The organism is Flavobacterium sp. SORGH_AS_0622, assembly GCF_030818825.1.
Taxonomy (GTDB): Bacteria; Bacteroidota; Bacteroidia; order Flavobacteriales; family Flavobacteriaceae; genus Flavobacterium.
This window is the reverse complement of sequence record NZ_JAUTAX010000001.1, coordinates 3,650,035-3,675,990: the sequence shown is the minus strand read 5'-3', so window position 1 is coordinate 3,675,990 and position 25,956 is coordinate 3,650,035. Positions and strand designations below refer to the sequence as shown.

General features: G+C 34.3%; 22 protein-coding genes. 7 read left to right on the top strand and 15 right to left on the bottom strand.

The window, feature by feature from the left end; genetic code table 11:
* Positions 1-13 precede the first annotated feature (13 nt).
* Genes QE431_RS15410 through moaA form a run of 3 tightly spaced genes read left to right on the top strand, consistent with a single transcriptional unit; the run spans position 14 to position 2,353 of the window.
* The gene (locus tag QE431_RS15410) at positions 14-445 is read left to right on the top strand and encodes a molybdenum cofactor biosynthesis protein MoaE (RefSeq protein ID WP_307297473.1); all 432 of its coding nucleotides are present in this window, start codon (positions 14-16) and stop codon (positions 443-445) included.
* Positions 445-1,359, top strand: coding sequence for a bifunctional molybdenum cofactor biosynthesis protein MoaC/MoaB (gene moaCB, locus QE431_RS15405; protein ID WP_307297470.1), 915 nt, complete (start codon positions 445-447; stop codon positions 1,357-1,359). The genes QE431_RS15410 and moaCB overlap by 1 nt, the downstream gene beginning before the upstream one ends.
* Positions 1,346-2,353, top strand: coding sequence for a GTP 3',8-cyclase MoaA (gene moaA, locus QE431_RS15400; protein ID WP_307297468.1), 1,008 nt, complete (start codon positions 1,346-1,348; stop codon positions 2,351-2,353). The genes moaCB and moaA overlap by 14 nt, the downstream gene beginning before the upstream one ends.
* A gap of 270 nt (positions 2,354-2,623) precedes the next feature.
* Here the strand turns inward: moaA and QE431_RS15395 are convergent, their stop codons facing one another.
* The 3 genes from QE431_RS15395 to QE431_RS15385 form a co-directional block, all read right to left on the bottom strand.
* Entirely contained in the window at positions 2,624-3,202 is a 579-nt protein-coding gene (locus QE431_RS15395) for a hypothetical protein (protein ID WP_307297465.1), read from the bottom strand.
* Between the two features lie 141 nt (positions 3,203-3,343).
* The gene (locus QE431_RS15390) at positions 3,344-4,774 is read right to left on the bottom strand and encodes a rubredoxin domain-containing protein (protein ID WP_307297462.1); all 1,431 of its coding nucleotides are present in this window, start codon (positions 4,772-4,774) and stop codon (positions 3,344-3,346) included.
* Positions 4,775-4,870: 96 nt separating this feature from the next.
* Positions 4,871-8,386, bottom strand: a complete 3,516-nt coding sequence (locus QE431_RS15385) for a nitrate reductase (protein WP_307297459.1) — start codon at positions 8,384-8,386, stop codon at positions 4,871-4,873.
* A 177-nt stretch (positions 8,387-8,563) separates the two neighbouring features.
* On the opposite strand from QE431_RS15385, the gene QE431_RS15380 reads away from it, so the two are divergent.
* Complete coding sequence (locus QE431_RS15380) at positions 8,564-9,271, top strand: Crp/Fnr family transcriptional regulator (RefSeq protein ID WP_307297456.1); 708 nt, start codon at positions 8,564-8,566, stop codon at positions 9,269-9,271.
* Between the two features lie 78 nt (positions 9,272-9,349).
* Here the strand turns inward: QE431_RS15380 and QE431_RS15375 are convergent, their stop codons facing one another.
* From QE431_RS15375 to nirB, 10 genes are all read right to left on the bottom strand, one after another.
* Entirely contained in the window at positions 9,350-9,970 is a 621-nt protein-coding gene (locus tag QE431_RS15375; protein WP_307297453.1) for a bifunctional 2-polyprenyl-6-hydroxyphenol methylase/3-demethylubiquinol 3-O-methyltransferase UbiG, read from the bottom strand.
* Between the two features lie 3 nt (positions 9,971-9,973).
* Complete coding sequence (locus tag QE431_RS15370) at positions 9,974-10,660, bottom strand: endonuclease/exonuclease/phosphatase family protein (protein WP_307297451.1); 687 nt, start codon at positions 10,658-10,660, stop codon at positions 9,974-9,976.
* 171 nt (positions 10,661-10,831) lie between these two features.
* The gene (locus QE431_RS15365) at positions 10,832-11,197 is read right to left on the bottom strand and encodes a hypothetical protein (protein WP_307297449.1); all 366 of its coding nucleotides are present in this window, start codon (positions 11,195-11,197) and stop codon (positions 10,832-10,834) included.
* A 138-nt stretch (positions 11,198-11,335) separates the two neighbouring features.
* Positions 11,336-12,595, bottom strand: coding sequence for an alginate export family protein (locus QE431_RS15360; RefSeq protein WP_307297447.1), 1,260 nt, complete (start codon positions 12,593-12,595; stop codon positions 11,336-11,338).
* Between the two features lie 95 nt (positions 12,596-12,690).
* Positions 12,691-14,175: a nitrate/nitrite transporter gene (locus QE431_RS15355; RefSeq protein ID WP_307297445.1), complete on the bottom strand. Its 1,485-nt coding sequence runs from the start codon at positions 14,173-14,175 to the stop codon at positions 12,691-12,693.
* Between the two features lie 96 nt (positions 14,176-14,271).
* Positions 14,272-14,931: a response regulator transcription factor gene (locus QE431_RS15350; protein WP_057116570.1), complete on the bottom strand. Its 660-nt coding sequence runs from the start codon at positions 14,929-14,931 to the stop codon at positions 14,272-14,274.
* Between the two features lie 311 nt (positions 14,932-15,242).
* A complete protein-coding gene (locus QE431_RS15345) occupies positions 15,243-17,051 on the bottom strand; it encodes an ATP-binding protein (RefSeq protein ID WP_307297441.1) in 1,809 nt (602 codons plus the stop codon).
* Between the two features lie 9 nt (positions 17,052-17,060).
* Positions 17,061-17,645, bottom strand: coding sequence for a DUF4202 domain-containing protein (locus QE431_RS15340; RefSeq protein ID WP_307297438.1), 585 nt, complete (start codon positions 17,643-17,645; stop codon positions 17,061-17,063).
* Between the two features lie 160 nt (positions 17,646-17,805).
* Entirely contained in the window at positions 17,806-18,183 is a 378-nt protein-coding gene (gene nirD / locus QE431_RS15335; RefSeq protein WP_057116567.1) for a nitrite reductase small subunit NirD, read from the bottom strand.
* Positions 18,184-18,453: 270 nt separating this feature from the next.
* On the bottom strand, positions 18,454-20,967 hold the full coding sequence (gene nirB / locus QE431_RS15330; RefSeq protein WP_307297435.1) for a nitrite reductase large subunit NirB: 2,514 nt from the start codon (positions 20,965-20,967) through the stop codon (positions 18,454-18,456).
* A gap of 267 nt (positions 20,968-21,234) precedes the next feature.
* Between nirB and QE431_RS15325 the strand changes: the two genes are divergently transcribed.
* Both QE431_RS15325 and QE431_RS15320 read left to right on the top strand, forming a co-directional pair.
* On the top strand, positions 21,235-22,011 hold the full coding sequence (locus tag QE431_RS15325) for an META domain-containing protein (protein WP_307297432.1): 777 nt from the start codon (positions 21,235-21,237) through the stop codon (positions 22,009-22,011).
* Between the two features lie 106 nt (positions 22,012-22,117).
* On the top strand, positions 22,118-22,549 hold the full coding sequence (locus QE431_RS15320) for an META domain-containing protein (RefSeq protein ID WP_281866208.1): 432 nt from the start codon (positions 22,118-22,120) through the stop codon (positions 22,547-22,549).
* A gap of 41 nt (positions 22,550-22,590) precedes the next feature.
* On the opposite strand, the gene QE431_RS15315 is transcribed toward QE431_RS15320, so the two are convergent.
* Positions 22,591-23,874, bottom strand: a complete 1,284-nt coding sequence (locus QE431_RS15315) for a DUF2130 domain-containing protein (RefSeq protein ID WP_057116563.1) — start codon at positions 23,872-23,874, stop codon at positions 22,591-22,593.
* A gap of 234 nt (positions 23,875-24,108) precedes the next feature.
* On the bottom strand, positions 24,109-24,993 hold the full coding sequence (locus QE431_RS15310; protein WP_307297425.1) for a LysR family transcriptional regulator: 885 nt from the start codon (positions 24,991-24,993) through the stop codon (positions 24,109-24,111).
* Between the two features lie 215 nt (positions 24,994-25,208).
* On the opposite strand from QE431_RS15310, the gene QE431_RS15305 reads away from it, so the two are divergent.
* Entirely contained in the window at positions 25,209-25,916 is a 708-nt protein-coding gene (locus tag QE431_RS15305; protein ID WP_307297422.1) for a class I SAM-dependent methyltransferase, read from the top strand.
* Positions 25,917-25,956: the final 40 nt, after the last annotated feature.

The following is a 25,956-nucleotide window of genomic DNA, read 5'->3' as shown; positions in this document are numbered from 1 at the left end:
AAAAAACTTAAAAATGAGTAAAAATGTATTTGTAGAAGGGCCAATTGCTCCTGAATTTATAGCGGAATCTATCGCTAAACATCAATCAAAACATACGATTGGTGCGCACAATATTTTTTTAGGACAAGTTCGTGCTGATGTTATTCACGATAATACTGTAGTTGCGATCGATTATTCAGCGTACACCGATATGGCAAATGAATCTTTGTACACGATTCGCGAAAAAGCTTTCGCTAAATTTGATTTAACCTGCATGCACATTTACCATAGTCTGGGAGTTGTAAAAACAGGCGAAATTTGTTTGTTCGTATTTGTTTCGGCAACACGCAGAAAACAAGTTTATGAAGCGACAGAAGCAATTGTAAATTGGATTAAAACAGACGTTCCAATTTTTGGCAAAGAAATGTTTGAAAACGATACATTTACTTGGAAACAAAATAGTTAATGGTAGATATTACACATAAAATAAGTACATTAAGAAAAGCAACCGCAACCGCAATTGTAAAAGTCAGCAGACAGGAAACGATTGATGCTGTGGTAAATAATTTGGTCCCAAAAGGAAATGTGCTTGAAATGGCAAAAACCGCGGGGTTATTTGCGGTTAAAAACACACATTTATCTATTCCGGATTGTCATCCAATTCCAATTGAATTTACTTCGGTGGAATATAAAATTGAAGGTTTAGAAATTCAGATCATATTCAATGTAAAAACCGTTTATAAAACGGGAGTTGAGGTTGAAGCCATGCACGGCGCATCTATCGTGGCGCTCACAATGTATGATATGCTGAAACCAATTGATAAAGAAATTGAAATTTCGACAATCAAATTAGTCAATAAAGAAGGCGGAAAATCTTCTTTTAAAAATAAATTTCCAAATGCGATAAAAGCAGCTGTTTTTGTTTGTTCTGATTCAATTTTTGCAGGTGATAAAGAAGATCGTTCTGGAAAAGCAATTGTTGAAAAATTAGATTCTTACGGAGTCGAAACTTCTCATTATGAAATCATTCCAGATGAACTGGATATTATTCAAGAGAAAACAAAAGCTTTCGCAAAAGATCATCAATTAGTTATTTTTACGGGAGGTACAGGTTTATCGCCAAGAGATGTAACTCCAGAAGCGCTATCGCCGATTTTAGAAAGCAGAATTCCAGGAATCGAAGAAGCTATACGCAATTACGGACAACAGAGAATGCCTTATGCAATGCTTTCAAGAAGTGTCGCTGGAACGTTGGGTAAAAGTTTGGTCTTGGCACTGCCGGGGTCAACTAATGGAGTAAAAGAGTCGATGGACGCTGTGTTTCCACACGTTATGCACGTCTTTCATATTTTAAAAGGAAAAAATCATGACAACCTCTAACACTATTTTGACGGATGGTTTTGGGCGTAAACACAATTATTTACGCATTTCGCTGCTGGAAAAATGCAACCTGCGTTGTACGTACTGCATGCCCGCGGACGGAATTGCGCTTTCTCCAAAAGCCAGTTTAATGACGGCGGAAGAGATTTTTGGTATCGCTCAGACTTTCGTAAAAAATGGTGTTGACAAAATAAGATTAACGGGCGGAGAACCTTTATTAAGAAAAGATTTTCCGGAAATAGTTTCTAAATTATCAAATTTAAATATCTCACTTTCGATAACCACTAACGGAATTTTAATTGATCGTAATATTGAAGTTTTAAAACAGTTTAAAATCAAAAACATCAATTTGAGTCTAGATACTTTAGTTTCGTCGAAATTTCATTCGATAACACTTAGAAATCAGTTTGAGAAAGTAATTGACAATCTGCATTTGCTTTTGAATAATGATTTTAAGGTAAAAGTAAATGTGGTTTTAATCAAAGGATTTAATGATAACGAAATTGTAGATTTTGTTAAACTGACGCAGTTTCTGCCTATTTCTGTCCGATTTATTGAATTCATGCCTTTTGCAGGGAATGAGTGGGACAGGAGTAAAATGGTTTCGCAAAAAGAGATTTTATCTTTGGTAGAAAATGCTTTTTCTTCAGATGAAATTCAAAAATTAGAAAACGAAAAAAACTTTACTTCTAGAAATTTCAAAATAAAAGGTTTTCAAGGTGATTTCGGAATCATAAGTTCTATTACAAATCCTTTTTGTGACAGCTGCAACCGAATCCGCTTGACGGCAGATGGCAAAATAAAAAACTGTCTTTTTTCTAATTCTGAAACTGATTTATTGACTGCTTTTAGAAATGGAGAATCAATCGCAGATTTGATTTCAGAATCCATTCAAAATAAAAAGAAAGTCCGCGCTGGAATGGTTACCATTGACGAAATGGACGATCCAAAAAAACACTTTGATAATCGCAGTATGATTGCGATTGGGGGATAGGTTATTTAATTATGAATTGTGAATTGTGAGTTGTGAATTGTGAGTTGTGAATTGTGAGTTGTAAGTTGTAAGTTGTAAGTTGTGAGTTGTAAGTTGTGAGTTGTGAATTGATAGTTGCGATTTACAAATTATTTTAACGATTGTCAGGCTGAGCGGAGTCGAAGCCTTTTACGGAACACGAAATTAGTATCCTTTTTGTGATGTTCATACATGCATCCATTTAAAAACAAAAAAGGCTCAACTCTAAAGTTAAACCTTTCCTTAAGTAAATTATTTTTTCTTTTTAGCCTTTGCTTTTTTCTTGGATTTAGCTTTTTTTTCTGCTGCTTTTTTAGCTTTTTTTGCCTTTTCTTTTTTCTTTTCGGCTTCTTTTAGTTTTGCTTTCTTAGCTTTTTCTAATTTTTTGATAACAGCTTTAATCGCTTTTTCTCTTTTCTTTTCTTTTTCTTTTTTAGCTTTAAGTTTAGCTTTCAGCTTTGATTTTATATCATTGTTTTTACCAATTTTTTCAATTGTCACAACTGGTTGGTTTGCTTCAAAAGGAACTGGAATATCAGTAGTTTGAATTTCAACAATTTCAGAAACAATAGGTTCTGTGCTTTCAGGTGTTATTGCTTCTTTCTTTACGGTTGCTCTAGGTGCTCCTTTTACTGCCGCTCTCACAGGTGTTTTTGCAGCTGGTTTAACTGCTGCGGGTGTTTTTACAGCTGTTGTCTTTGCAGCAGTTCTGGTTGTTCTTCTAACGGTGGATTTTGCTTCTGGCTGTGTTTCTGTAGTTTGTTCTACAATTGTTTCTGCTGGAATATCGGTAGTATTTACAGCAGGGGTTTTAGTTGTTCTCTTTATCATAACTGTATTTTTATTGAGTAAAATAGACGATTACTAAGAGGTAAACAATAGCTGGAGTACAATGTTTGGATATAAATTCTTAGTTAAGCTAAATATACGCAATTTTTGAATACCCAAATGTTAAGTTTTTTGTAGAAAAAGCTAATGCTCAACGGCTTCCAAAATTTTGAAATTACTTTTAGGAGCTTCACAAAGAGAGCAGCAATATGTTTCTGGCAGATTTTCAAACAAAATACCTTTTGGAATTCCCTGAGTTTCATCTCCGTATTCAGAATTGTAAAGCGTTAAACATTCCTGACATTGATAAATATCTAATTGTGGTTTTTCTTTTTTCTGCGGATTTTCTGTTGTTTCTATTGTTGAATTTCCAAGCTCTTCAAAATATTTTCGGCTTAATTCAATTAAAATTGTCGGCAGTTCTAGTTTGTCAATATCCTGAGAATGTACAATATATTCTCGTGTGTTTGGGTCGAAATTTTTAGCAAAAAGAACATTATAAGTATCTCTAATTTTGATGGATTCTAAAGCTGCAGGAAGTTCGTTTTTTTCGATTACAATCGAAGTAAAATAGTGGCCGTCACGATTGTATTCTGCAATTCCAAAATTTAATCCGTATGTGCTGATGTCAAACTGGTCGAGTGTACGCACCAGAAATGTTTTGAGATTCAATGCCCATTCCATTGCAACAGGCAAATGCCAGTTTAATTCTAGTAAAGAATGACGGACGTTGATTCCTCTTTTACCTAAAAATTTTTCCCATTCTAATTTGCGGTCTTTCGGGATTCCTTTAATAATGAATGATTTCCAAGGTGTGATACAGATTTTACCGATCTTGCATTCAAAACACAAATCACACATTTCTTTTAAAAAATCGAGATCGTACAAATTATTACGCCAGTATAATCCCAGCCAATATTGATCAATCCCCATTCTATTCATTCCTTCGTAATATGGAAAAGGATAAAAAGGAACTTTTAAAGGTTTATCAATTGTTCGATTATTAGTATCTAATGCTTCGCTGACCAAAGTAAAAAGTAATTCTATGTCAACAGCAGTTTCGTCTGTTATTTTTTCAATTTCGTAATAGGTTTTGGCCAAATCCCAGCTGTAAATTAAAACAGGATAAACCTCCATTTTTTCCCATTGCGGAAGACGAATATACAAATACCAGTAATCCTCGTGCTCTGAAGCAATAAAGTTTATATGACCCGTGAATAAAGGGACAAGCTGCTGTTTTGGATCTGTTATATTGACTTTTAGTTTGGGCTGTTCTTTAAATTCTTCTAAAATATATAAAAAACGATTTCCAGTAAGCCAGTTTGTATTTCTAAAAATATCTGTCGAAACATAAGAAGAAACAATATTATTCCCGCTTTTTTGATCGGGATAAACAAAGTGATGTTTGCCCAAAGTCGTTTTGTCCAATGATTTAAAACCTTGCGGAAAAATAATATCTTGTCTGGAACCAAAAGAAATGGAATCGAGACCTTCTTCCAATGCAATATCAATTACTTCTCGTAATTCCCCCGGCGAAATAACGCCTCCTTTTACTATTAATCTTGTTAGTTTCATTTTTTTTAGTTTCAAGTTTTAGGTTTCAAGTTTCAGGTTTCAGGTTTCAGGTGCACGTTCCAACAACTTGAAACTTGAAACCTGAAACAAAAAAACTCATCTACACTTCGCAAGAATCTCCTTAACCTCTGTTTTACAGCTGCCGCATCCTAATCCTGCGCCAGTGTTTTTGCATAGATCGGTAAAATCGTTTACGCCGCTTTTAATAGTTTCTTCTATATTTCCAGCACCAACCTGACTGCAGGAACAAACTAGTTTTCCTAAAACAGGTTTTGCATTTGAACTTCCCCTGAGCAATAAATTTCGTTTGTCTGATAATTCTATTTTGCTTTCGATCATCGTTTTGAATTCGGCAAATTCGTTTTTATCGCCCATCAAAATCGCGCCAACCAAAAGATCATCTTTTACGATGCATTTTTTATAGTAACGTTTTTTCAAGTCTGAAAAAACAATTTCTTCGTATGAATCGTCGTTTTCGGGAATTTCAATATCACCAATACTGCAAAGATTTATATCTTCCAGTTTTAAAATATTCATTAAAATCGAACCTTTGTAATAACTGCTGATATCGCCTGCCAAAAAGTTAGCCAGAATATCGGCCTGTTCTTCGGCAGCAGAAGTGATTCCGAATAACTTATTATTGAATTCAGCTATTTCTCCAATAGCAAAAATATCAGGATTTGATGTTTGTAAATACTGATTGACTTTTACACCGCGTCCGCAGGCAAGACCGCTTTCTCGAGCAATTTCGATATTCGGAATTGTTCCAATCGTATAGACAATCGCATTTGCTGTAATGATTTTACCGCTCTTTAAAGCTATTTCAATCTCATTCGGATTATCCGTTTCGAAAACCGTGCTTACTTCATTATCAAAATAAATCTGAATATCGCGAAGCTGTACTTCTTCTGCCAGAAGCTTACTTGAAATTCGATCCAGCTGGCGTTCCATTAAACGCGAAGCCCTTTGAACAATTGTAGTTTTTACTTTTTTATGTTTTAAAGCTGCAGCTAATTCCAAACCTAATAATCCACCGCCAATAATCACAACGTGTTGTTCTTCTGGAGGAAGATTGGTGCTGTCGAGATGTCTTTTTAAACGATCGGCATCTTCTTTACGTCTCACGGTAAATCGTCCTGGAAGATGTAATTGTGCATTTTCAGGTACAAAAGGACGGCTTCCAGTCGCTAAAATCAAGGAATCAAAAGTATGTGTGTTACCCTGATTGTCTTTTATTGTTTTTAAGTTAGTATCAACTTTATCAATAGAAATCCCCGCTTTCATGGTGATTTTTAGTTTATTAAAAGTTTCGCCGTCTTTTACTTTTAATAATTGTTCCCAGCTGAATTCTCCAGTCATATATTCTGGAAGTAAAACGCGGTTGTAAAACGGATTTACTTCATTCGAAAAAACAATGATTTCATCAGTTGTATTGAATTCACGATAATTTTGAATGAATCGGAAAGAAGCAGCGCCGGCGCCAACAATTGCAATCTTCTGGAAAGGTTTTACATATTTGGTAATGGAAACAGTAGTGAATTTAAAATCAGGTTCTTTTGAAATTGGATCGACTACTGTATTGGTTAAATTATTGGTTCGATTTAGATCATTTTCTAATTGTTTTCCCCAGTGCATTGGCAGAAAAACAACTTTTTCTTTTATAGAGTCTGTCACTTTTGCTTTTACACGGACTTCTCCTTTTTTGCTGGTAACAGTAACAATATCACCGTTTTTAATATCGTTTTTAAAAGCATCAATCGGATTTATTTCTAAAACAGGACTCGGAATATGTGTTAACAACCTCGATACTTTTCCCGTTTTGGTCATCGTATGCCATTGATCGCGAATTCGTCCTGTTGTTAGTATAAAAGGAAATTCCGCATTTGGCTGTACGGATGTATTTTCGATAGAAACAGGAAGGTTGAAAATAGCTTTTCCAGAAGGCGTATAGAATTTTTTATCGGTAAATAATCTAGGTGTTCCCGGATGTCCATAATCTGGAACCGGCCATTGAAAAGTCCCTTCGGTTTTTAAACGGTTGTAATTTAAGAACGAAATATCGATGTTGGTTCCTTTCGTAAGTGCACAATGTTCTTTGTAAATTTCTTCGGCGCCATTGAAATTAAATCCGTTGAAATTCATTTTTTTCGCAAAGCGAATTAGAATTTCAATATCTGGAAGCGCTTCTCCCGGCGCATTAATTCCTTTTGGTAAATAAGAAATACGACGTTCAGAATTGGTCATCGTTCCCTCTTTTTCCAGCCATCCCGCTGCAGGCAATAATAAATCGGCAAATTTGGCTGTATCGGCATTATGAGAAATGTCTTGGACCACAACAAATTTGGCGTTTTTAAGTGCTTTTTCAGCTCTTCTGGAATCGGGTAAACTCACTAATGGATTGGTGCAAATAATCCAAACTGCTTTCATTTTTCCCGATTCCAATGCTTCAAACATTTCAGTTGCTGTCAATCCAGGTTTATCTGAAATTTCGTCAACACCCCAAAAATCTGCAACTTCTTTTCGATGCGTCGGATTTGCAATATCTTTATGTGCTGCCAAAAGTGTTGCCATTCCGCCCACTTCGCGGCCGCCCATTGCGTTGGGCTGACCCGTTAATGAAAAGGGTCCAGAACCTGGTTTTCCTACCTGTCCCGTTAACAAAGATAAATTCAGCAAAGCCGTATTTTTATCAACCCCAACAGCACTTTGATTTAAACCCATTGCCCAAAGCGAAATAAAACCTTTTGCCTTACCAATAATGTCTGCCGCCAGTTTAATATCGCTTACAGAAATTCCACAGAGTTTAGAAGCTTTTTCTAAAGAGGTATTTAAAACTAAATCCTTATACTGTTTAAAGTTTTCTGCATTATTTTTTACAAAATCATGATCGACATAGCCTTTTTCGATGATTCGTTTGGCAATGGCATGATATAAAATAATGTCAGAACCTGGAATAATCTGCAAATGCAAATCGGCGAAAGCAGCAGTGTCTGTCCGCCTCGGATCGATTACAATTATTTTTATTTTCGGATTTTTCTCTTTATGTTTTTCAAGTCGTCTGAATAGAATAGGGTGGCACCAAGCAGGATTTGCCCCGGTAATTAAAAAAGTATCAGCCAATTCAATATCATCATAAGCAATTGGAACAGAATCTTCTCCAAAAGTTTTTTTGTAACCCACAACAGCCGAACTCATGCAGAGTCTGGAATTGGTATCGATATTATTGGTTTTTAAAAATCCTTTTACAAGTTTGTTTACTAAGTAATATTCTTCTGTTAAACATTGTCCAGAAATATAAAAACCAACGCTGTCTGGTCCGTGTTTTTTGATGATAGAAGAGAAAACAGCAGCAGCACGGTCAAGAGCGGTATCCCAGCTGACACGTTCCAGCGGATAAGATTTACTGCCCCGCATTTCGGGATACAGAATTCTATCAGATGTTTCGTTAACTACGTAGTGCAGATTCATTCCTTTAGAACACAGCATTCCTTTATTAACAGGATGGTCCTTGTCACCTTCAACCATTACACCGTTTTTGGTATCATTAGTTACGATTATGCCGCATCCAACGCCGCAATAGGAACAGGTGGTTTTGATCTTTGTATTTTGCATTACAATTCTGTTTTTGAATACTACTTTATCGAATCTGCTTCACTCTAGATGAATACGTAAACAAAAATAAGTATTATTTACGTATAAATACTTAATTTTTAAATTTATTTTTTTATTTTTGATGCAGTAAAATGACAAACAACAAATTAGTTTTTAATCTGCTAAAAATGAAAAGTCATGAAAGAAGAGCAAATTATTTGTTATTCCTGTACCAATGAAAATTGTTTCATAAAGAAACACTTGCATTTAGAACAGATGACGCAGTATGTTTCGAAAAAACAAAATCTAGTTTGTAAAAAATCAGATCGTTTTATTACGGAAGGTTCACCGCTGCATGGACTTTATTTTATCTGCAAAGGAAAAGTGAAAACAGTAAAGACGGGCATTAACGGCCGTGAGCAAATTGTCCGCCTGACAAAAAATGGAGACATAATTGGCTTTCGCGGATTTGGAACGGGGCAAAAGTATTTAATTGGAGCTTATGCCTTAGAAGATACTGTTCTGTGTAATTTCAGTAACGAAACAATGCTGGAAATTTTAAAAGAAGTTCCTGAATTTACATACGCTCTTATGTTGTTTTATGCCGATGAATTAAACAAAAGTGAAAACAACATTCGCAAAATTGCACATATGAATGTCCGTGAACGTGTTATCGATTTACTGCTTTACATACATCGAAAATTTGGACAAATCGATGATGGTGTTATAGATATCGATCTTTCCCGAAAAGAAATAGCCGATTTTGCAGGAACTACCGAAGAACAGGCCATTCGAGTAATTTCGACTCTTAAAAAAGAAGCGTTGATTAAAACAGTTGGAAAACGAATTGGAATTCTAGAAGTTGCCACACTGCGCTCCGAAATTATGGAGCATAAATATTTTTGATGTGAGGTTCTAAGTTGCTAAGATGCTAAGGTTTTGACTGTAGAGACGCACTGCAGTACGTCTCTACTCGTATTAAATTTATTTTTTCCTGCCGATAAATCGAATTACAGAACCAGTTCCGTTATGGAATAAACCTTCATTAAGTTCAATTTCTTTTTCTTCCAATTCAATGATTTCGTAGTTCGGAAAATCAGCTTTGATTTCTTCAATTGAAAAAAGCGATTCAATATCTTTTGGTCCGCCCACTTTTTCGTTTATGGCAAGATATTCTAAATGTTTTTTGCTGAAAGCTTCAAAAATAATAATACCGTCTTCGCGGAGTAATTGATTCAGCTGTTTGTGAATTTCAGATTTAATTGCTGCAGGAAAATGCGCGTAAATCAAAGCAATTGCATCAAATTGTCTTGGCTGAAAGTTTAGTGTTTCCAGTTCACCAACTTGGTAATCAATAGAAACATTATTTGTTTCTGCAAGTTTTATAGCTTTGTTTTTTCCTTCTTCACTAATATCAAAAGCCGAAACTTTCCAGCCTAATTTTGCGGCAAAAACAGCATTTCGTCCTTCGCCTTCGGCAGGAAAAAGAACAGTGCCGGGACTTAATTTTTCCAGTTGTTCTTTTAAATAATTATTAGGCTCTTCGCCGTACGCAAATTCTTCACTGCTGTAGCGGTCGTCCCATCTTTTTGTCCAGTTGTTCATGGTTTATATATTGAATTTAATGATTAAAGGTTTGTGGTCGCTGTACAAAGTCCAATCTTTGTAACTTCCCACTTCAACGCTTTCTAAAACTTCTATAAAATCATTTGAGACAAAGCAATAATCCATATGATAAGGCTTGTTTTCATGTCGGTACATATACAAAGTTGGATGTGCTTCTTTGCCTTGAATTTGATTGAAATATTTGTGATAGGTGCTGAAAATATTTTTATCTGCTAATTTGTTTACCACCGTCGTGTGATTTCCTTCTCGTCTCGGTTTGTCCCAAATCGTATTGCTGTTGAAATCGCCAATTAAGATTGTTTTTGTCTCTTTGATTAAATCGTCGTAATAATTAATTGCTTTCCACACTTGAGTTACATAAGCGCCATCTTTATCAGCGGGATTATTTGCCCAAACAGCAAACAAAGTAAAATTAACTTTTCCGCCTGTGACGGCTATGGGCAAAATATTTTTAAAGTCTGGATTATGGCAGTCTAATAATTGAAGTCGGTAGTCACTATAAGAAAAAACACCAATTCCTTTATTGAGATTGGCTCCGTACCAAATAATGTCATTTGGAGTTTGTACGCCGTTTGGGAATTTTAATTTTTCAGGACTTTCGCACTCCGAAATTACAGCAATATCAGGATTGTGAGCGAGAATGAAAGCTGCTTTTTTTCTGAATGCCATGTTGCAATTCCATGCGATGAGTTTCATTAGACTATTAAATTATTCTATCTCAAATATAGCGATTAAAGAGTAAAATAAATTCCTCCCAAATTAAAAAAAAATACCCTTTTTCTACTTGGAAAAAGGGTACTGTATAAATTTCAGATTTATAAAATCTCTCTATTTTTAATCTTAACCAACGATTGTTGTTATGCCGCTATTTATGTCAATTTCTGCAAAATGATGTTTTCCCATTACGATAAGCAGTTTATCTGAATTATAACCTACATATCTAATTTCAGGTTGTCCTTTTTTTGGTTCTCCGCAAGCAGAAATTACATTGGTTTGCCATTTCAATTTGCTTCTTTTGTAAGCAGATATGGTTTGTAAATCCTTTTCAACATAATAAACTATGTTGTTTTTTTTAATTCCTCTTTTTTGCGTTTTTGCAAAATTTATTTCTGAGTTTTTTGAAATTAAATCATCATTGTATTTTTGGGCAATGCCAGGCTGGGCTACAATGAAAGTTAACATTGATAATTTTAAAAATGGTTTCATTAGGATAGAATTTGGGGTTCATAATCGGCTCAAATATAATTAATTAAACTATATATCAAGTTTCTTTTAGGTGAAAAAAAAATACCCTTTTCCGAAATAGGAAAAGGGTAAAAAATATAATTTAATTTTGTAGAAAAATTATTTTTTCCAGCTAAAAATTCTTGGATTCACAGAAACCATTAACCAAGCCCAATTATTAGTATGGCTGGCATCTCCATTTTTTATAAATTCCATTGTTTTTGAACCAAACATTTGAGAATAACCTCCTGTAACTGTAATGTCTTTTTTGAAATTATAACCAAAAGTAACATCAACCTCAGTTCCTAAATAAGAATCTAATTTTTCGTTTAAAGGCGTAACTACATCAGCAGCAGCTAAAAATACGTGAGGCATTAAAGCAAACTGCCATTTATTAATATTGTAATTTAATTTGATAAAAGCATCTTGTAAACCTACATTGTTTAAATGGTTTCCAACATAAAAATAATCCATATAACCATTGAAGCCGTGGTTAGTTCCAAAAATCGGATTGAACGATTTAATAACTGAGCTTCCGTCGTTTGAATCTTTTCCAGATAAGAATTCATATCCTAAGCCGGCTTTGAAAGATTCAGTGATTTGATATCCAAAATTTGCCGCCGCATTCCAGGCACTTACTTGTAAATCTGTACTTTTTCCTGTTTGCCCGTATACCCAAAAATTAGTATCTATTTTACCAGTTTTATAAGTAAGGTACGGCCCAAAAGTTTGCTTGTAATCTACTAGTAATTTGGCATCGGCATTGGCATATTCGTAACCAGTATTCAATAATAAGAAACTCAAACCTAAATTTTCATTAAATTGATTGTGATACCAGGCATATTGCAAAGTTTTATATGTGGCAATAGTGTAAGGCGTTTGGAAAGTATTTTCGGCAGTAGAATTATAGGCGCCTCCAAAATCAAATTTTTGCTTTTCTGTATGATAACTTACAGTAAGTGCATCATGACTTTGTGCCTGTTGTCCCCAATCTTGTTCTCCAAAAATACGCTGATTATCATAAGAAAGAACTTGGCGTCCCATTCTTGCGCTCCATTTTTCTGTAAAATTATATTGTGCCCAAGCTTCAAAAACGGCAACTCCATTTTTATCAGCAACTGCTGTTGGTGCAACATCGCCCCAGGTTCTGGTGTTTTGAAGAGTTAATTTTACAATTAAATCTTCTTGTTTATAATTGAAATTTAAACGAGAACGCTGTGATATTTGAGATGTTCCTTTTTGTCCCTCAGGGATAAGGGTTTTATAACCATTACGGTATTCAAAACGTGGTCTAATCTGCAGATTTACATCTAACTCCTGCGCCTGAATTTCGAAACTTAATCCTACGATAAGTATTAAAATTAGTTTAAGTTTTTTCATAAAGTTTTTATGTTTTTATCGAAGGTAAATTTATAAGAAAAAGCCTTTGTTTTCTATGATCTAAGTCATAATTCTAATTATTTTTTAATCTATGTTTAATATGCTGGCTCTAATTTTGCTTTACTTGTTTTAATTTGTTTTTCCTTAGATAGTTGTGTTATCGTGTAATGCATCCAAACTAGACAGGCAGTTGAAAAAATTAGAATAAAAATCCATGAACTGGACCATATTCCAGTAGTTGTAAGTAAATATCCGAAGATAATAGGACCAAAGAAACCGCCTAAACCACCAATCATTCCTACCATTCCGCCTACAACACCAACTTCTGTCGGGAAATATTCTGGAATATGCTTATAAACTGCCGCTTTGCCAATTCCCCATGAAATTCCGATTAAGATCACTAATACTAAAAATACCCACATGTTGGCATCAAATTTAATAACCGTGATTCCTTTTGCGATTAACTCTTTTTTGGCAACATTTTGATTATGAGCTACTACAACATTCTGCCAGCTCGAAGTGGTTGGGAATATAGCATTCTCATTTATAAGTGAGGCTTTCTGTATAATTGGATATTCTTTGTCACCTACTTTTACAATTTTTTCGTTGATTTCTTTCACAACTCCTTTTTTGGCTGCTAATATTCCTGGTCCCGCAGTAGTGATTTCCATTTTCGGAACCATTAATAATGCGCTTAAGATTACAGAAGAACCTAAAACCCAGTACATCACTTTTCTGGCTCCAAATTTATCAGACAAATAACCTCCAAAAGCTCTAATGACACCAGACGGAAGACTAAACATGGTAGCAAACAAACCGCCCATGACCAAACTGGTTTGATAAACATTCATAAAGTTTGGTAAAAGCCATTGCGAGTACGCTACAAAACAGCCAAATACTAAAAAGTAATAAGCTCCAAAACGCCAAACTCGAGCCGATTTTAATGGAATGAGCATTTGTGAAACAGTTTTGTTGCTGTTTTCTATTTTTTTATTTTGGGCAAAAATTAGAAATGCGATTCCGATAAGAACTAAAGAAATAGCATAAATCACAGGAAGTATTTTCCATCCATTTTGCGGATCACCAATTGAAAAATGATTTAATAATGAAGGTGCAAGAAAGGTTGTAATAGCTGCGCCTGCATTTCCCATTCCGAAGATTCCTAAAGCGCGCCCCTGCCATTCTTTTGGATACCAGATTGATGTATAGCCGATTCCGACTGCAAAACTGGTTCCGACCATTCCGAAGAAGAAACTAAGTACGGCAAACATGAAAAAACTGTCGGCGTAGGGAAGGAGAAACAACGGAATTGAGCTGAGAAGCAGTAAAAGTGAAAAAACGTATTTACCTCCAAATTTATCGGTCAGAATACCAATTGGAAGACGCATAATAGATCCCGTTAAAATTGGAATTCCAAGTAACCATCCAACCTGAACAACGCTCCAGTGGAAAATTCCGTTATCTACTAAAAAGGTTACTAAAACCCCATTTAATGTCCAGCAGGCAAAACACACTGTAAAAGCCAATGTGTTCAAAAATAAAATTTTGTGTGATTGCGATAATGAGTTTGTATTTTTCATAGCACTTATATTTTTTAGTAAAATTAAGTACTATAACTTAGTTAAAAGATGCTAAAACGCAGTTTTTGAAAAATAATTACGTATTTATACGTATTTTTAAATTAAGGAATACTCCGCAGCTTTATTCGAAAGTTCCATCAAGTTTTTAACTTTTAGTTTTTTCATCAAATTAAATCGGTGTACTTCAGCTGTACGTTTACTGATATCAAGAGCTTCGGCGATTTCTTTGTTTCCTTTTCCAGATAATAAAAGAGTTAGAATCTCTTTTTCTCTTTTAGTGATCATCATTTCTTCTCCTAAATTTTGCTTAGGTTCTAATGATGTAGATGAATTCGTTAATTGACTTATTAAAATAGAAGAAATATCACCGCTGAAATATTTTCCGCCAGCAGCAACACTATGAAGAGCTTTTAAAAATTCTTCTTTGCTTGAACCTTTTAATAAATAACCATCAGCACCAGCTTTTATAGATTTCAAAACATATTCTTCCGATTCGTGCATCGAAAGCATTATAATTTTGATGTCGTTATTTTCGCTTCTAAGTTTTTCTACTACCTCTATACCAGTTAAGTTTGGCATACGAATATCTACTATAAGTAAGTCTGGTTTGCTTTCTGCAACTACTTCAAGCGCATCGGCACCATCTATTGCTTCGCCTACAACCTCAATGTTTGCTTCGTTTTCTAGTAAAGATTTGATTCCGTCTCTAACAAAAACATGATCATCTGCCAGCACTACACGAATGTTATTACTCATAATTTACTTAATTTGATTTCTGGATATTTACGTATATTCATCTATAAAGAAGACGCTAATATACGTACTTTTTTTATTTAAAATTTCAATTTTTTGAAATTCCAAATTCCAACATTAAAAAATCATTAGAAAAAAATACAATGTCAATGACAATTTCAATATCAAGGACGATATCAAATTTCAATTTTTTTAATTGTAAAATTGTCGATTGAGATTGAGGTGTCTTCAACTTCGCTCAGCCTGACAAATGGAAAAAGTTGGACGCTTAGGTAAATTTTCTAATTATCCCATTTTCTAATTACCACATTATCTCATTTAAGAATTGGAATATTAAAAGTGATTCTCGTTCCTTCGCCAGGAATTGAATTGATGAAAACGCGGCCGTTAACGTATTGTATGCGCTCTTTCATAAATAAAAGTCCCATTCCAGATTCGCTGTTGCGTTTTTTGTCGACTGAATTCATGTCGAAACCTTTTCCGTTATCATCAATAATAATGCTGAGGAGCGTTTCGCTGTGTGAAAGCTGTACAATGATATGAGAAGATTCGGCGTATTTTATGGCGTTGTTGATGGCTTCCTGCGTAAGACGGTAAATATTAATCTCGATTAGAGAATCCAAACGCTGGTCGAAATCGGTTTTGTTGTAAAAAAGGATTTCTTTTCCCGTTAGTTTGGAAAGTTCTTGCGTAAGTTTTGCCAGCGAAGAAACGATTCCGTGATCGCTTAATTCTGGTGGCATTAAGTTGAAAGTTGCCGTACGGACACCTTTTATAATATCAAGTGAAAGTTTTTTTAAATACTCAATTTTTTGTTCCGACTTTTCTCTGTCATCTAAATTAATACTTTCCAGACTGAACTTTAAACCAGTAAGCATCTGGCCAATTCCGTCATGGATTTCTTTCGCGATTCGATTTTGTTCGTTTTCTTGATTTTCAACAATCTTGCTTGAAATAATCTTTTGCTGATTGATTTTTTCGGTGGTGTTTTCAAGGTTTAAACGTTCGACTTCGCGTTGTGCTTTTTTGCGTTCTGTAATGTTGAAGCAGACAATTAGAAGTTCTAATTCGTCTTTTTTAATCATAACTGGAACCATTGATAAATCAAGCCAGATTTCGAACTCTTCTTTGGTGATAATTTTTATTTCACCCTGCCAGCCGCTTCGCTGTTTTTCAAATATCAGGCGGTCAAAATTGGATTGTTCTTTTTCGTCAACGGTTAAAACTTCTGAGAATTTTTTGTTGGAGGAAAATTTGGTATAATTGAGCAGTTTGGCAAATTTTTCGCCAATATGTATGATCGAACCATCGGGTGCAATTCGGCAATAGAGAAGGGTATTTTCCATTGCATAGTTAAGTGATTTTAATTCTTTAACCGAGTTTTCCTTGATTTCGCTAAGTATTTCGGTGTCGTATGCCAGTTTTAAAGCTTTCTTTTCGGAAGAAAGAAGTTTAGCAATTAAGCGTTCGATTTTCTTATTTGTGGGTTTGAAAATAAAGAAGAACTCTAATAGTAAAACCAAAAGTGTAAAGCCAAAAATCCAATATTCTATTCGGCGTTGTTCGGTTACTTTTTCGTGTGCTTCAAGATCGTATTGCGTTACAATCTGATTCATTTTAGAAAGGAAAATGCCTTCGTTTTCAAGAATAATCTGAACCAGTTTTTGATTTTCTGAAGTTTGTTTTTTCTGTTTTAAATTTGATAGAAATGCATCGGTTGTTTGGGCAATTTTATTAAAAATCGGATTGATTTCTAGATACAATTTATTTAATGTCTCGCTTTTTTCTTTAGGAAAAGCTAAGCTGTCACTGCCGTTTACAAGTGCATTTTGGTTCTTTTTCCACAGTGATAAAACGCTTTTTAGATGTGAAATTTGTTTAGCAGAAGCGGTGTCAGAAACATAATGGAGAATCAGAACTTCTTTTACGATTTTCTGACTCAGCATTCTTTGCTTTCCTGAGAAATTAATGATTTTAGAATCGCTTAACTGCTGGTTCAGATTGTATTGTACTAAAATCTGACTTACAATTATAGTTAAAGCAATAGTAAGAAGTGCAAAAAAATACAGACGGCGTAAATTTTTGAAAGTGATTTTATCTTCTTCCTGACTGCTTTTTTTCATATAATTGAATTACAATCCTAAAGAGGCTTTTATAAGATTTAAATTTTCTTCGGAATAGTTGATTTTTAAGGCTTCCTGATGTCCTTTGTCTGACATTTTATCCCAGGTTTTTTTGATGATGTTTTTTAGTTTTTCCTCATCGTGTTTATGAACGAAAGGTTCTAAATAATACTCAAGGAAAACAAGACAAATAACATCTTCTAATAATTGTGTTTCGTGATCTTTTTTTAGTAATTTTTTCTCAATTAAAAACGAAACGCGATCAATAAAAGTCTGGTCATAACCTGCTTTTTCCAGAATTTCGGCAGTAGTTTTGGCGTGGAATTTTTTTAATTCTTCTCGCCATTTCAAATAACCAACGCGATCCATTGGGTATGATTCTCTTGCGACTTTCCATCGGCAGATGTGCTGTGCTTTTGAAGCAATCTGGATTTGTTCAGATGCATTTGGTTCAAACTGCATCAGTCTTTCGTACATCCTGTTGGAATACAATAATTCTTTTGGATATTCTGTATTTTGATCGATTTCAATGTTTGGATCTTGTGCGTTTTCAGCATCAATCCATTCGCTTGCTTTTTGAAAAGGTGTAGTCATTGTTTGGTTTGATAATAGATTTCAAAGATACGGAATTAGTAAATATGTGAGATGTGAAATGTGAAATGTGAAATGTGAGTAGTACAAAGTGAAAATTGAGAATGTATTTTTAAGTACTAAAATTCGTTTCACATTTTACTTTTAGCATCTCACATTTTTTCTAATCCACAAATCCAACAAATACTTCATTCTCCACAACCTTAATCGGATACGTTGCAATTTTAAAATCATCTCCGTTTAGGTTAGATCCATCAACAAGTGAAAATGTTTTTTTATGCATTGGGCAGGCAATTTTCGGGATATCATCGGCAGATCCTGTCATTCCTCTTGAAAGTACCATTTCCATTTTGTGCGGGCAGGCATTTTGACAGGCATACCATTCATTTCTGCGTGTAAAATTGAAAATGGCAATCTGTTTGTTTTTGTATTTGATGCATCCGCCTCGGTTGGTTGGAAAATCTTCTACTTTACCTGCTTTGAACCAAATTGTTGCATCGCTTGCATGAACTGTTTCGTATTGATTTAAGATTTCTTCCATGGTAATAAATTTTAATTCCTGTTTCTTAGCCCTCTTTTTACAATCATGAGAGTTATGATGGCGCAGTAAAAAAGAGGGTAAGAAGGACAGCAACGTTTATGATATTTTTTTTTGGAGCTGATTTTTTAATTAAAAATTGAGAATTAAAAATTAAAAATTTTTGAAACTGTAATTTTTGTTACAGGTATGCTATGTTTGTTAATGTAAGTGAAACGCCTTTATATATGCCTATAAGTTATGTTTCTATGTGTTTAAAAATTATTTATAAAACTAAGACCAAGCTTTTGGTGCTTTTTGATCTCTTAACGGAACAAAAACAGCATTATCATCTTTTTCGTCTGAGTTTATAAAGTGATTGAAACGTTTCAATAATCTTGGTTTTTCCAGGACTTGTTTCCATTCGCATTCGAAAGTGTTTACTAATGTCTGCATTTCAGCTTCAAGTGTTTCGCAGATTCCTAAACTGTCTTCGATAATTACTTGTTTTAAATAGTCTAAACCTCCGTCCAATTTTTCTAACCAAGTTGAAGTTCTCACAAGCGGACCAGCAGTTCTTATGTAATACATTAAGAATCTGTCCATATATTTGATCACGGTTTCTTTGTCGATTTTCTCAGCCAATAAAACAGCGTGTTTTGGGTTGGCACCGCCATTTCCAGCAATGTATAAATTCCATCCGCCTTCAACAGCAATTAATCCGAAATCTTTTCCGCGGGCTTCGGCACATTCGCGAATGCAGGCCGAAACGCCACCTTTTAGTTTATGAGGAGAGCGAATTCCTTTATATCTGTTTTCTAGTTCGATAGCAAATCCGGCACTGTCGTCCATTCCGTAACGACACCAAGCATTTCCAACGCAGCTTTTTACAGCACGAAGCGATTTTCCGTAAGCGTGGCCGCTTTCAAAACCGTTATCGATTAAGATTTTCCAGATTTTTGGCAAATCACTCAAATGCGCTCCGAATAAATCCACTCTTTGTGCTCCAGTGATTTTGGTGTACAAATCAAATTGTTTAGCAACTTCGCCAATTACGATTAGTTTTTCGGCTGTAATTTCACCTCCTGCAACTCTTGGAACAACAGAATAAGTTCCGTTTCGTTGAATGTTTGCTAAAAATCTATCGTTTGTGTCTTGTGTTGTTACATGTTTATTGGCTGTATCATTATAAATACTAGAAAAAATTGAAGCCACAACTGGTTTGCAGATCTCGCATCCGTCACCTTTTCCGTGATGATCGATAACGTCATAGAAATTCTCGTATTTATTGATTTTTACCAAATCGAACAATTCCTGGCGTGTATAGCTGAAATGCTCGCATATCACTTCTTTTACTTCTTTTCCAAGTGATTTTTGAGTCGCTTTTACCAAATCTGAAACCATTGGCTTACAACCCCCACAACCAGAAGTTGCTTTGGTTGCTTTAACAACATCTGATAAGGAACTGCAGCTTTCGTCTAAAATTTTACAGCAGATGGCGCCTTTAGTAACATTTTCGCAAGAACAAATTACAGCTGTATCTGGTAAGTCCATTACGCTTCCTAAACTTGAACCTTCAGATCCATCTCTTGAGCCAAGAATTAAATCTTCTGGATTTTTAGGCAGAGTCATTTCGTTAACATAGATTTGAAAAAGTGAGTTATAGTCGCTTGCGTCTCCAACTAAAATTCCACCTAATAGTTTTTTAGAATTTTTTGTAACGTTAATTCTTTTGTAGATACCGCTTAATTTGTTTTCATAAATAATGGCTGTAACGTCATTATTTTCAATAAAAGGATCACCAAAACTCGCTACTTCAACACCAATTAACTTTAATTGAGTCGACATATCGATGGTTTCTCTCATGGTTTTATCACCATTTAAAATTTGCTCAGCGGCAACATCGGCCATTTCGTAACCTGGGGCAACAAGTCCGTAAATATTTTGATTATAAAGTGCCGCTTCGCCAATTGCATAGATAGAAGGATCTGAGGTCTGCATTTGATTGTTTACCACAATTCCGCCTCTTACACCGACTTCCAGCCCAGAAACTCTTGCCAGTTCGTCGCGAGGTTTAATTCCGGCAGAAATAACCAGCATGTCTACTTTTAACAATTCGTCATTGGCAAACATCATTCCTGTTATGCATTCCTTTCCGTCAATATATTGTGTGGCTTTATTAAGATGAATTCCGATATTTAATTCTTCAATTTTAGATTGCAGCATATCGCTCGCGCCCTGATCTAATTGTCTGGGCATTAAACGAGGTGCAAATTCCACAACGTGTGGGTTGAGTCCTAAATCCCTAACCGCTTTTGCTGCTTCAAGACCTAATAATCCTCCGCCTAAAACTGCAGCTTCGGTTGCGCCTTTTTGTTTAATTTTTTTGGCGTATGCCATAATAGAATCCAGATCTTCGATGGTTCTGTATACAAAAACGCCTTCTTTTTCTACTCCTTCAATTGGAGGAACAAAAGCCGAAGAACCAGTTGCCAAAATTAAGTAATCGTAAGTATGCGTTTTTCCTAGATGTGTATATATTGTTTTTTGTTCACGATTTATATCAGTAATTAATTCTGATGTATTAAGAGTAATGTTATTTTCAGCGTACCATTCACTTGTTGATAGAGATAAATCATCTGCTGTTTTTCCCCCGAAGTATTCACTTAAGTGAACGCGATCGTAAGCTCGTCTCGGTTCTTCACCAAATACTGTGATTTGATACTTTTCTTGTCCTGATTTTGCAACGAATTTTTTGCAAAATTTATAACCAACCATGCCGTTTCCAACTACTATTACTCTAATCATGATTTCTTTAATTAAGTATTACTACGCAAATATAAGTATTTATACTTATTTAAATACGTATTTATTTAAATTTTTAAGTAGAGTAGAGGTTTTATTACTACGTATTTCAGCGTAATATCATACGTAGTGTAGCTTTTGGACCGATTTGTAAAATTTTAATAGCATTAAATTTGAAAAGATTCTAAATAAGGTTTTCAAAAAAAGTCGTAAATTCATAGGAATTTTATACCTATTTAAGGATTGGTAACATTTTTAAATAAAGATCTTATGAAAAAAATACTTTCACTTTTGTTATTGTCTCTTTTGATGATAAGCTGTAAAACGGCAGCAAATAAAGAATCTAATACAAGCGCATCGACTTCAGGAACTTTACAAGACGATTTAAATTTTTATTTTAAAGCAACAGGAAATGAGCCTTTTTGGGGAGTTAAAATAGGAAATGATCAAATTGTTTTTACTTCATTAATAAGTGGTAAAGAAAGCATCACTTTTCCTGCTGTAGATGCGATACGAGCGATGGATGCCAATGTCAAGATGTATAAAAGCAGTAACGAAACGGCATCTATAATTGTCACAATCCAGCAATTAGATTGTCAAGACTCTATGTCTGGCGCAATTTCGCCTTACAGCGTAAAAGTTGAAATTAAAAATAATGCTGACTTGGAGTTTCAAAAGCTGAGCGGCTGCGGTAAATATATAACAGATTATCGCCTTCATGACATTTGGGTTTTAGAAGAATTGAATGGTTATAAAGTTTTTGCTGCCGATTTTCAAAAGGAATTCCCAAGAATCGAGATTAATTCGACAGAAAATAGATTTTCTGGCTACGGCGGCTGTAATACTATTAGCGGGCAATTTTTTTATGAAAAGGATGTATTGAGATTTACCAAAGTCCTTTCGACCCTTATGGCATGTCCTCAAGGAAATAAAGAAGGAGAATTTACTAAAGCACTTCAAAACGTAACTACTTATTCTATTGAAAATAACAGATTAACACTTTCGAACCCTTCTGCAAAGCTTTTGGTTTTTAGAAAAGTAGATTGATATTTATTACTAAAATGTCTTAAAGTGGTTTAAAAATAACTTTTAGGGAATATGAATGCTGTAGCGACAAAATATTTTTGTAAAATAAAACTTATATTTATTTTACATGAAAAAGATTTTAATGTTATTTATTGCAGCATCATTGGCTTACAGCTGCAAATCGAGTAAAGAAGCAACATCCGTTGCTGTAACAAATGAAAAATCAGTTGAAAAGAAATTACAACAAACTTGGATTTTAGAGAATTTGAACGGAAAAACAATAAGTGAGAAAGATTTCGCAAGTTTTCCAAAAGTTCAACTGACTCCGTCAAATTTTTCTGGATCAACGGGATGCAATGCTATTAAAGGAAATTTACTTTCTAAAGGAGAAGGAAAAATTCAGTTTTTGGATCTTACTTCAGAAACTAAAAAATGTGATGCAAAAAAAGAAAGCGAATTTCTACAATTGTTAAGAACCACTTCAGGTTATTCTATTGAGAACAATAAGCTTTATCTTTCTAATCAGTTTGGATTGACAATGTCTTTTAAAAAAGGGTAATTAATAGAAAGGCTTCGAAATTAATCGAAGCCTTTTTTTATTTATTCGAATAATTCCTTAGGATCTTCACTTTCGTCTTCTTCAATAAAATCTAATTCTAGAGCCCTAACGGTCTGCACAGCATTTCCGGCAATTCCACGAATCGAACCGTACATTCCTAAAGTGTTATGAACTACTTTTTCGATTTGCTTTTCTCTTTGTTTCCAGATTCGCTGCATCGCTCTTTTTTCAGAATCTAAGTCGTTTTGCATTTGCGTAAATCCTTCTACAATTCCTTCAATCTGTAGTCGGAATTCGTTGCTTGTCAAGAAATCGTATAACATTGACATTTTATCACCTTTGTTTTCCTGCGCCTGTACAGCCTGGCTAACCTGAATTAAGGATTGACGTAAAACTGCACTCAGACCTTTAAATTCTTCATAGGTACAAATCCAGATTCCGTCACGCATTCCCATTCTTTCCATTCCAGAAGGCATCACTTCGGTAACTAGTACGCCAATATTGGCTCTTTTAGTTCTAATATCATTTTTAAACTTTTCAATCCACGATGGCTGAAAAGCTTTTGTTCGTTTACTTTCGTAATAAATAGAACCGCAATTTTGTAGTTCACGTGTATTTACAATTTGAAGACAGTCGGCACCATTTGCGCCTTTTTTAACTTCATCGATACTATCAAGCGGAAAATTATTTGCGAGCCATTCTTCAATCGCCAATTCCATTACTTCGCCTTGCAATTGCATAGAACCTTGTTCCTGCTTGCGTTTCATTTCTTCAATAAGTTTCTTCTGGTCGTCAGACTGCTTTTGGTATTCTTTGATTTTTAGCTCGTTTTTTTCTTCTTCCTGTTTACGAATTTTATCACGCTCTAAAACCAAAGTTGCATTCAGCTGTTTTTGCGCTTCGGCTTCAATTGCTTCTTTCATTTCCAGTTTTTCACGCTGTAATTTGGCAATTTCACCCTGCATTTTATTCAACTCCCTAATTTTATCTGATTTTTCAGAGAGCTCTTTTTCCATTAAAAGCAAACGATCTTTGTTTTCTTCTTCGAGTTTAATTTTAAGCTTTTCAGAGATTTCTTTTTCGGCTATTTTTCTTTCTCGCTCCAAACGCTCAGCAAAGAGTTCGTTTTCTTGTTTTTTCTTGGCTTCAAACTCGGCTTTGGCTTTTTCGAACTGTTCGTTTTTAAGCTCAATTTCACGATTTTGAATACTGGCTTTTTGTTGAAATTCTTTACGGATGCTATCTTCCAACTGATGTTTTAAAACATCATTGACATCGATAGGAGTTCCGCAGTTTGGACACTGAATTGAAGATTGCTCGGCCATTTTATATTGAAATTTTATTGTAGAATTTGAATTTGCTAAGATATTTAAACTTTCTGTTTTTCTTACTGCGATTCGTGTGATAAATTGTAACGAAATTTTTGTCTGCCACGAATTACAACAATTTTCACGAATAGTTTTATATGCTGCAATTTAAATACGTTTTATATTTAGATTTTACGGATTTCCTTTGTTTTAAAATAATTCGTGAAAATTGTTGTAATTCGTGGCAGTTTTTTATTTCTTAGAAAAATTCAATAAAAAAGCAACAGCCGTTTTTGTAATTTCAGAATCATCTTCTTTTGAAGTAATCAGTGAAACATCGGTAAAAAGATTTACTTTTTTTAATTCGATAAATCCTATCTCAGAATCCTGATTGCTTTTAGCAATATTCGAAGGGACGATCGAAATTCCTAATCCATTCTTCACTAATTGTACAATAGAGTTAATGTTGTTTGCTTCATGGATGATTTTCGGAGTAAAGCCATAAAAAGCACAGAGTTCTAACAAAACTTCATGATAATGAGGTGCATAATCTTTGTTGAAAAACACGAAAGTTTCGTCTCGTAAATCCAAAATATCTTTTTCAGATTTTAATTGAATCATGTTTTTATTAAAAACAATAGAAAATCCGTCCTGAAACCATAAGTGTGCTTTTATCTTAGGAGATTGTATTGGTGAACGAATTATTCCCATTTCGATTTTTCCTTGTTCTAATGCTGTAATTTGTTTTGTTGTTGAAACTTCAAAAAGTTTGAAATTGACATACGGAAACTGCGCTTTCAAATGTTTTATTAAATCTGAAATAACAGCCGAATAAATGGAACTGATATAAGCAATTCTGAATTCACCTGAAATGTTCTCTGCAATTTTTTTTGTTTTAGTAGAAATACGTTCCAAATCTTGAAAAAGGGTTTTTACTTCTTTTTCAAAATATTTTCCAGCTTCGGTTAATTCTACTTTTTTATTGTTTCGAATGAAAAGCTTTGCCTGAAGTTCTTCTTCCAATTCAGCAATTTGACGGCTCAGCGGTGGCTGTGAAATAAACAGTTTTTCTGATGCTTTAGTAAAGTTTAATTCTTCGGCTACAGCCAAAAAATATTTTAAGTGACGTAATTCCATGATACTTTATAAGTATTGTTAATTGATAAAAATAGTATTTTTAAAGTATATGTCAATGAGGTAGTTTTGAAAAATAGAATATTTCTTAAGCAGGTTTTGCAGATACAGCAGAGTATTAATTTATTTAAATAATTTAATCATAAAAATCTCGATCAATAATAGCAACAAGAGCTGCTGATCTGCAAAGTCTGCGAGAGAAATCTAAAATAAAAAACATGGAAAAATCAACGATTACAGAGATTAAAGAAAGATTTGACAAGGATGTCGAACGTTTTTCGAATTTAGAAACGGGTCAATTGTCCACAATTGATGCTAAGATTTCTTTAGAATTAATTACCGAAGCATCAAAAAGAATTGTGCCAAACGCAACTCATGTTTTGGATATTGGCTGCGGTGCTGGAAACTATACTTTAATGATGTTGTCTAAATTACCAAATTTAAATTGTACGCTGGTCGATTTGAGTTTGCCAATGTTGGATAAAGCATTTGAAAGAGTTTCGGCAGTAACAAATGGAAAAGTCGAAATTCAACAAGGCGATATTCGTGAAGCTGCTTTAGAAGAAAATAGTTTTGATATTATTTTGGCTGGAGCGGTTTTACATCATTTGAGAGATGATCAGGATTGGGAAACTACTTTTACCAAATTGTTTAAATTGTTAAAACCAGGTGGATGTCTTATGATTTCTGATTTGATTACACAGGATACCGATTTGTTGAATGAATATACCTGGCAGATTTATGGCGAATATTTAGAAGGCATTGGCGGAGCAGTATATCGCAAAAATGTATTCGATTATATTGCAAAAGAAGATACGCCAAGATCTATGAATTACCAATTGGATTTAATGAAAAAAGTAGGTTTTTCTAAGGTAGAAATTCTACACAAGAATATGTGTTTTGGCGCTTTTGGGGGAATAAAGTAGTTTTTATAGCCACGAATTCACGAATTTATTTTTAGAATCT

Bases quoted from the DNA above. Each gene is read 5' to 3' on its own strand.
- QE431_RS15410 (WP_307297473.1), top strand. From the start codon at position 14: ATGAGTAAAAATGTATTTGTAGAAGGGCCAATTGCTCCTGAATTTATA.
- moaCB (WP_307297470.1), top strand. From the start codon at position 445: ATGGTAGATATTACACATAAAATAAGTACATTAAGAAAAGCAACCGCA.
- moaA (WP_307297468.1), top strand. From the start codon at position 1,346: ATGACAACCTCTAACACTATTTTGACGGATGGTTTTGGGCGTAAACAC.
- QE431_RS15395 (WP_307297465.1), bottom strand. From the start codon at position 3,202: ATGATAAAGAGAACAACTAAAACCCCTGCTGTAAATACTACCGATATT.
- QE431_RS15390 (WP_307297462.1), bottom strand. From the start codon at position 4,774: ATGAAACTAACAAGATTAATAGTAAAAGGAGGCGTTATTTCGCCGGGG.
- QE431_RS15385 (WP_307297459.1), bottom strand. From the start codon at position 8,386: ATGCAAAATACAAAGATCAAAACCACCTGTTCCTATTGCGGCGTTGGA.
- QE431_RS15380 (WP_307297456.1), top strand. From the start codon at position 8,564: ATGAAAGAAGAGCAAATTATTTGTTATTCCTGTACCAATGAAAATTGT.
- QE431_RS15375 (WP_307297453.1), bottom strand. From the start codon at position 9,970: ATGAACAACTGGACAAAAAGATGGGACGACCGCTACAGCAGTGAAGAA.
- QE431_RS15370 (WP_307297451.1), bottom strand. From the start codon at position 10,660: ATGGCATTCAGAAAAAAAGCAGCTTTCATTCTCGCTCACAATCCTGAT.
- QE431_RS15365 (WP_307297449.1), bottom strand. From the start codon at position 11,197: ATGAAACCATTTTTAAAATTATCAATGTTAACTTTCATTGTAGCCCAG.
- QE431_RS15360 (WP_307297447.1), bottom strand. From the start codon at position 12,595: ATGAAAAAACTTAAACTAATTTTAATACTTATCGTAGGATTAAGTTTC.
- QE431_RS15355 (WP_307297445.1), bottom strand. From the start codon at position 14,175: ATGAAAAATACAAACTCATTATCGCAATCACACAAAATTTTATTTTTG.
- QE431_RS15350 (WP_057116570.1), bottom strand. From the start codon at position 14,931: ATGAGTAATAACATTCGTGTAGTGCTGGCAGATGATCATGTTTTTGTT.
- QE431_RS15345 (WP_307297441.1), bottom strand. From the start codon at position 17,051: ATGAAAAAAAGCAGTCAGGAAGAAGATAAAATCACTTTCAAAAATTTA.
- QE431_RS15340 (WP_307297438.1), bottom strand. From the start codon at position 17,645: ATGACTACACCTTTTCAAAAAGCAAGCGAATGGATTGATGCTGAAAAC.
- nirD (WP_057116567.1), bottom strand. From the start codon at position 18,183: ATGGAAGAAATCTTAAATCAATACGAAACAGTTCATGCAAGCGATGCA.
- nirB (WP_307297435.1), bottom strand. From the start codon at position 20,967: ATGATTAGAGTAATAGTAGTTGGAAACGGCATGGTTGGTTATAAATTT.
- QE431_RS15325 (WP_307297432.1), top strand. From the start codon at position 21,235: ATGAAAAAAATACTTTCACTTTTGTTATTGTCTCTTTTGATGATAAGC.
- QE431_RS15320 (WP_281866208.1), top strand. From the start codon at position 22,118: ATGAAAAAGATTTTAATGTTATTTATTGCAGCATCATTGGCTTACAGC.
- QE431_RS15315 (WP_057116563.1), bottom strand. From the start codon at position 23,874: ATGGCCGAGCAATCTTCAATTCAGTGTCCAAACTGCGGAACTCCTATC.
- QE431_RS15310 (WP_307297425.1), bottom strand. From the start codon at position 24,993: ATGGAATTACGTCACTTAAAATATTTTTTGGCTGTAGCCGAAGAATTA.
- QE431_RS15305 (WP_307297422.1), top strand. From the start codon at position 25,209: ATGGAAAAATCAACGATTACAGAGATTAAAGAAAGATTTGACAAGGAT.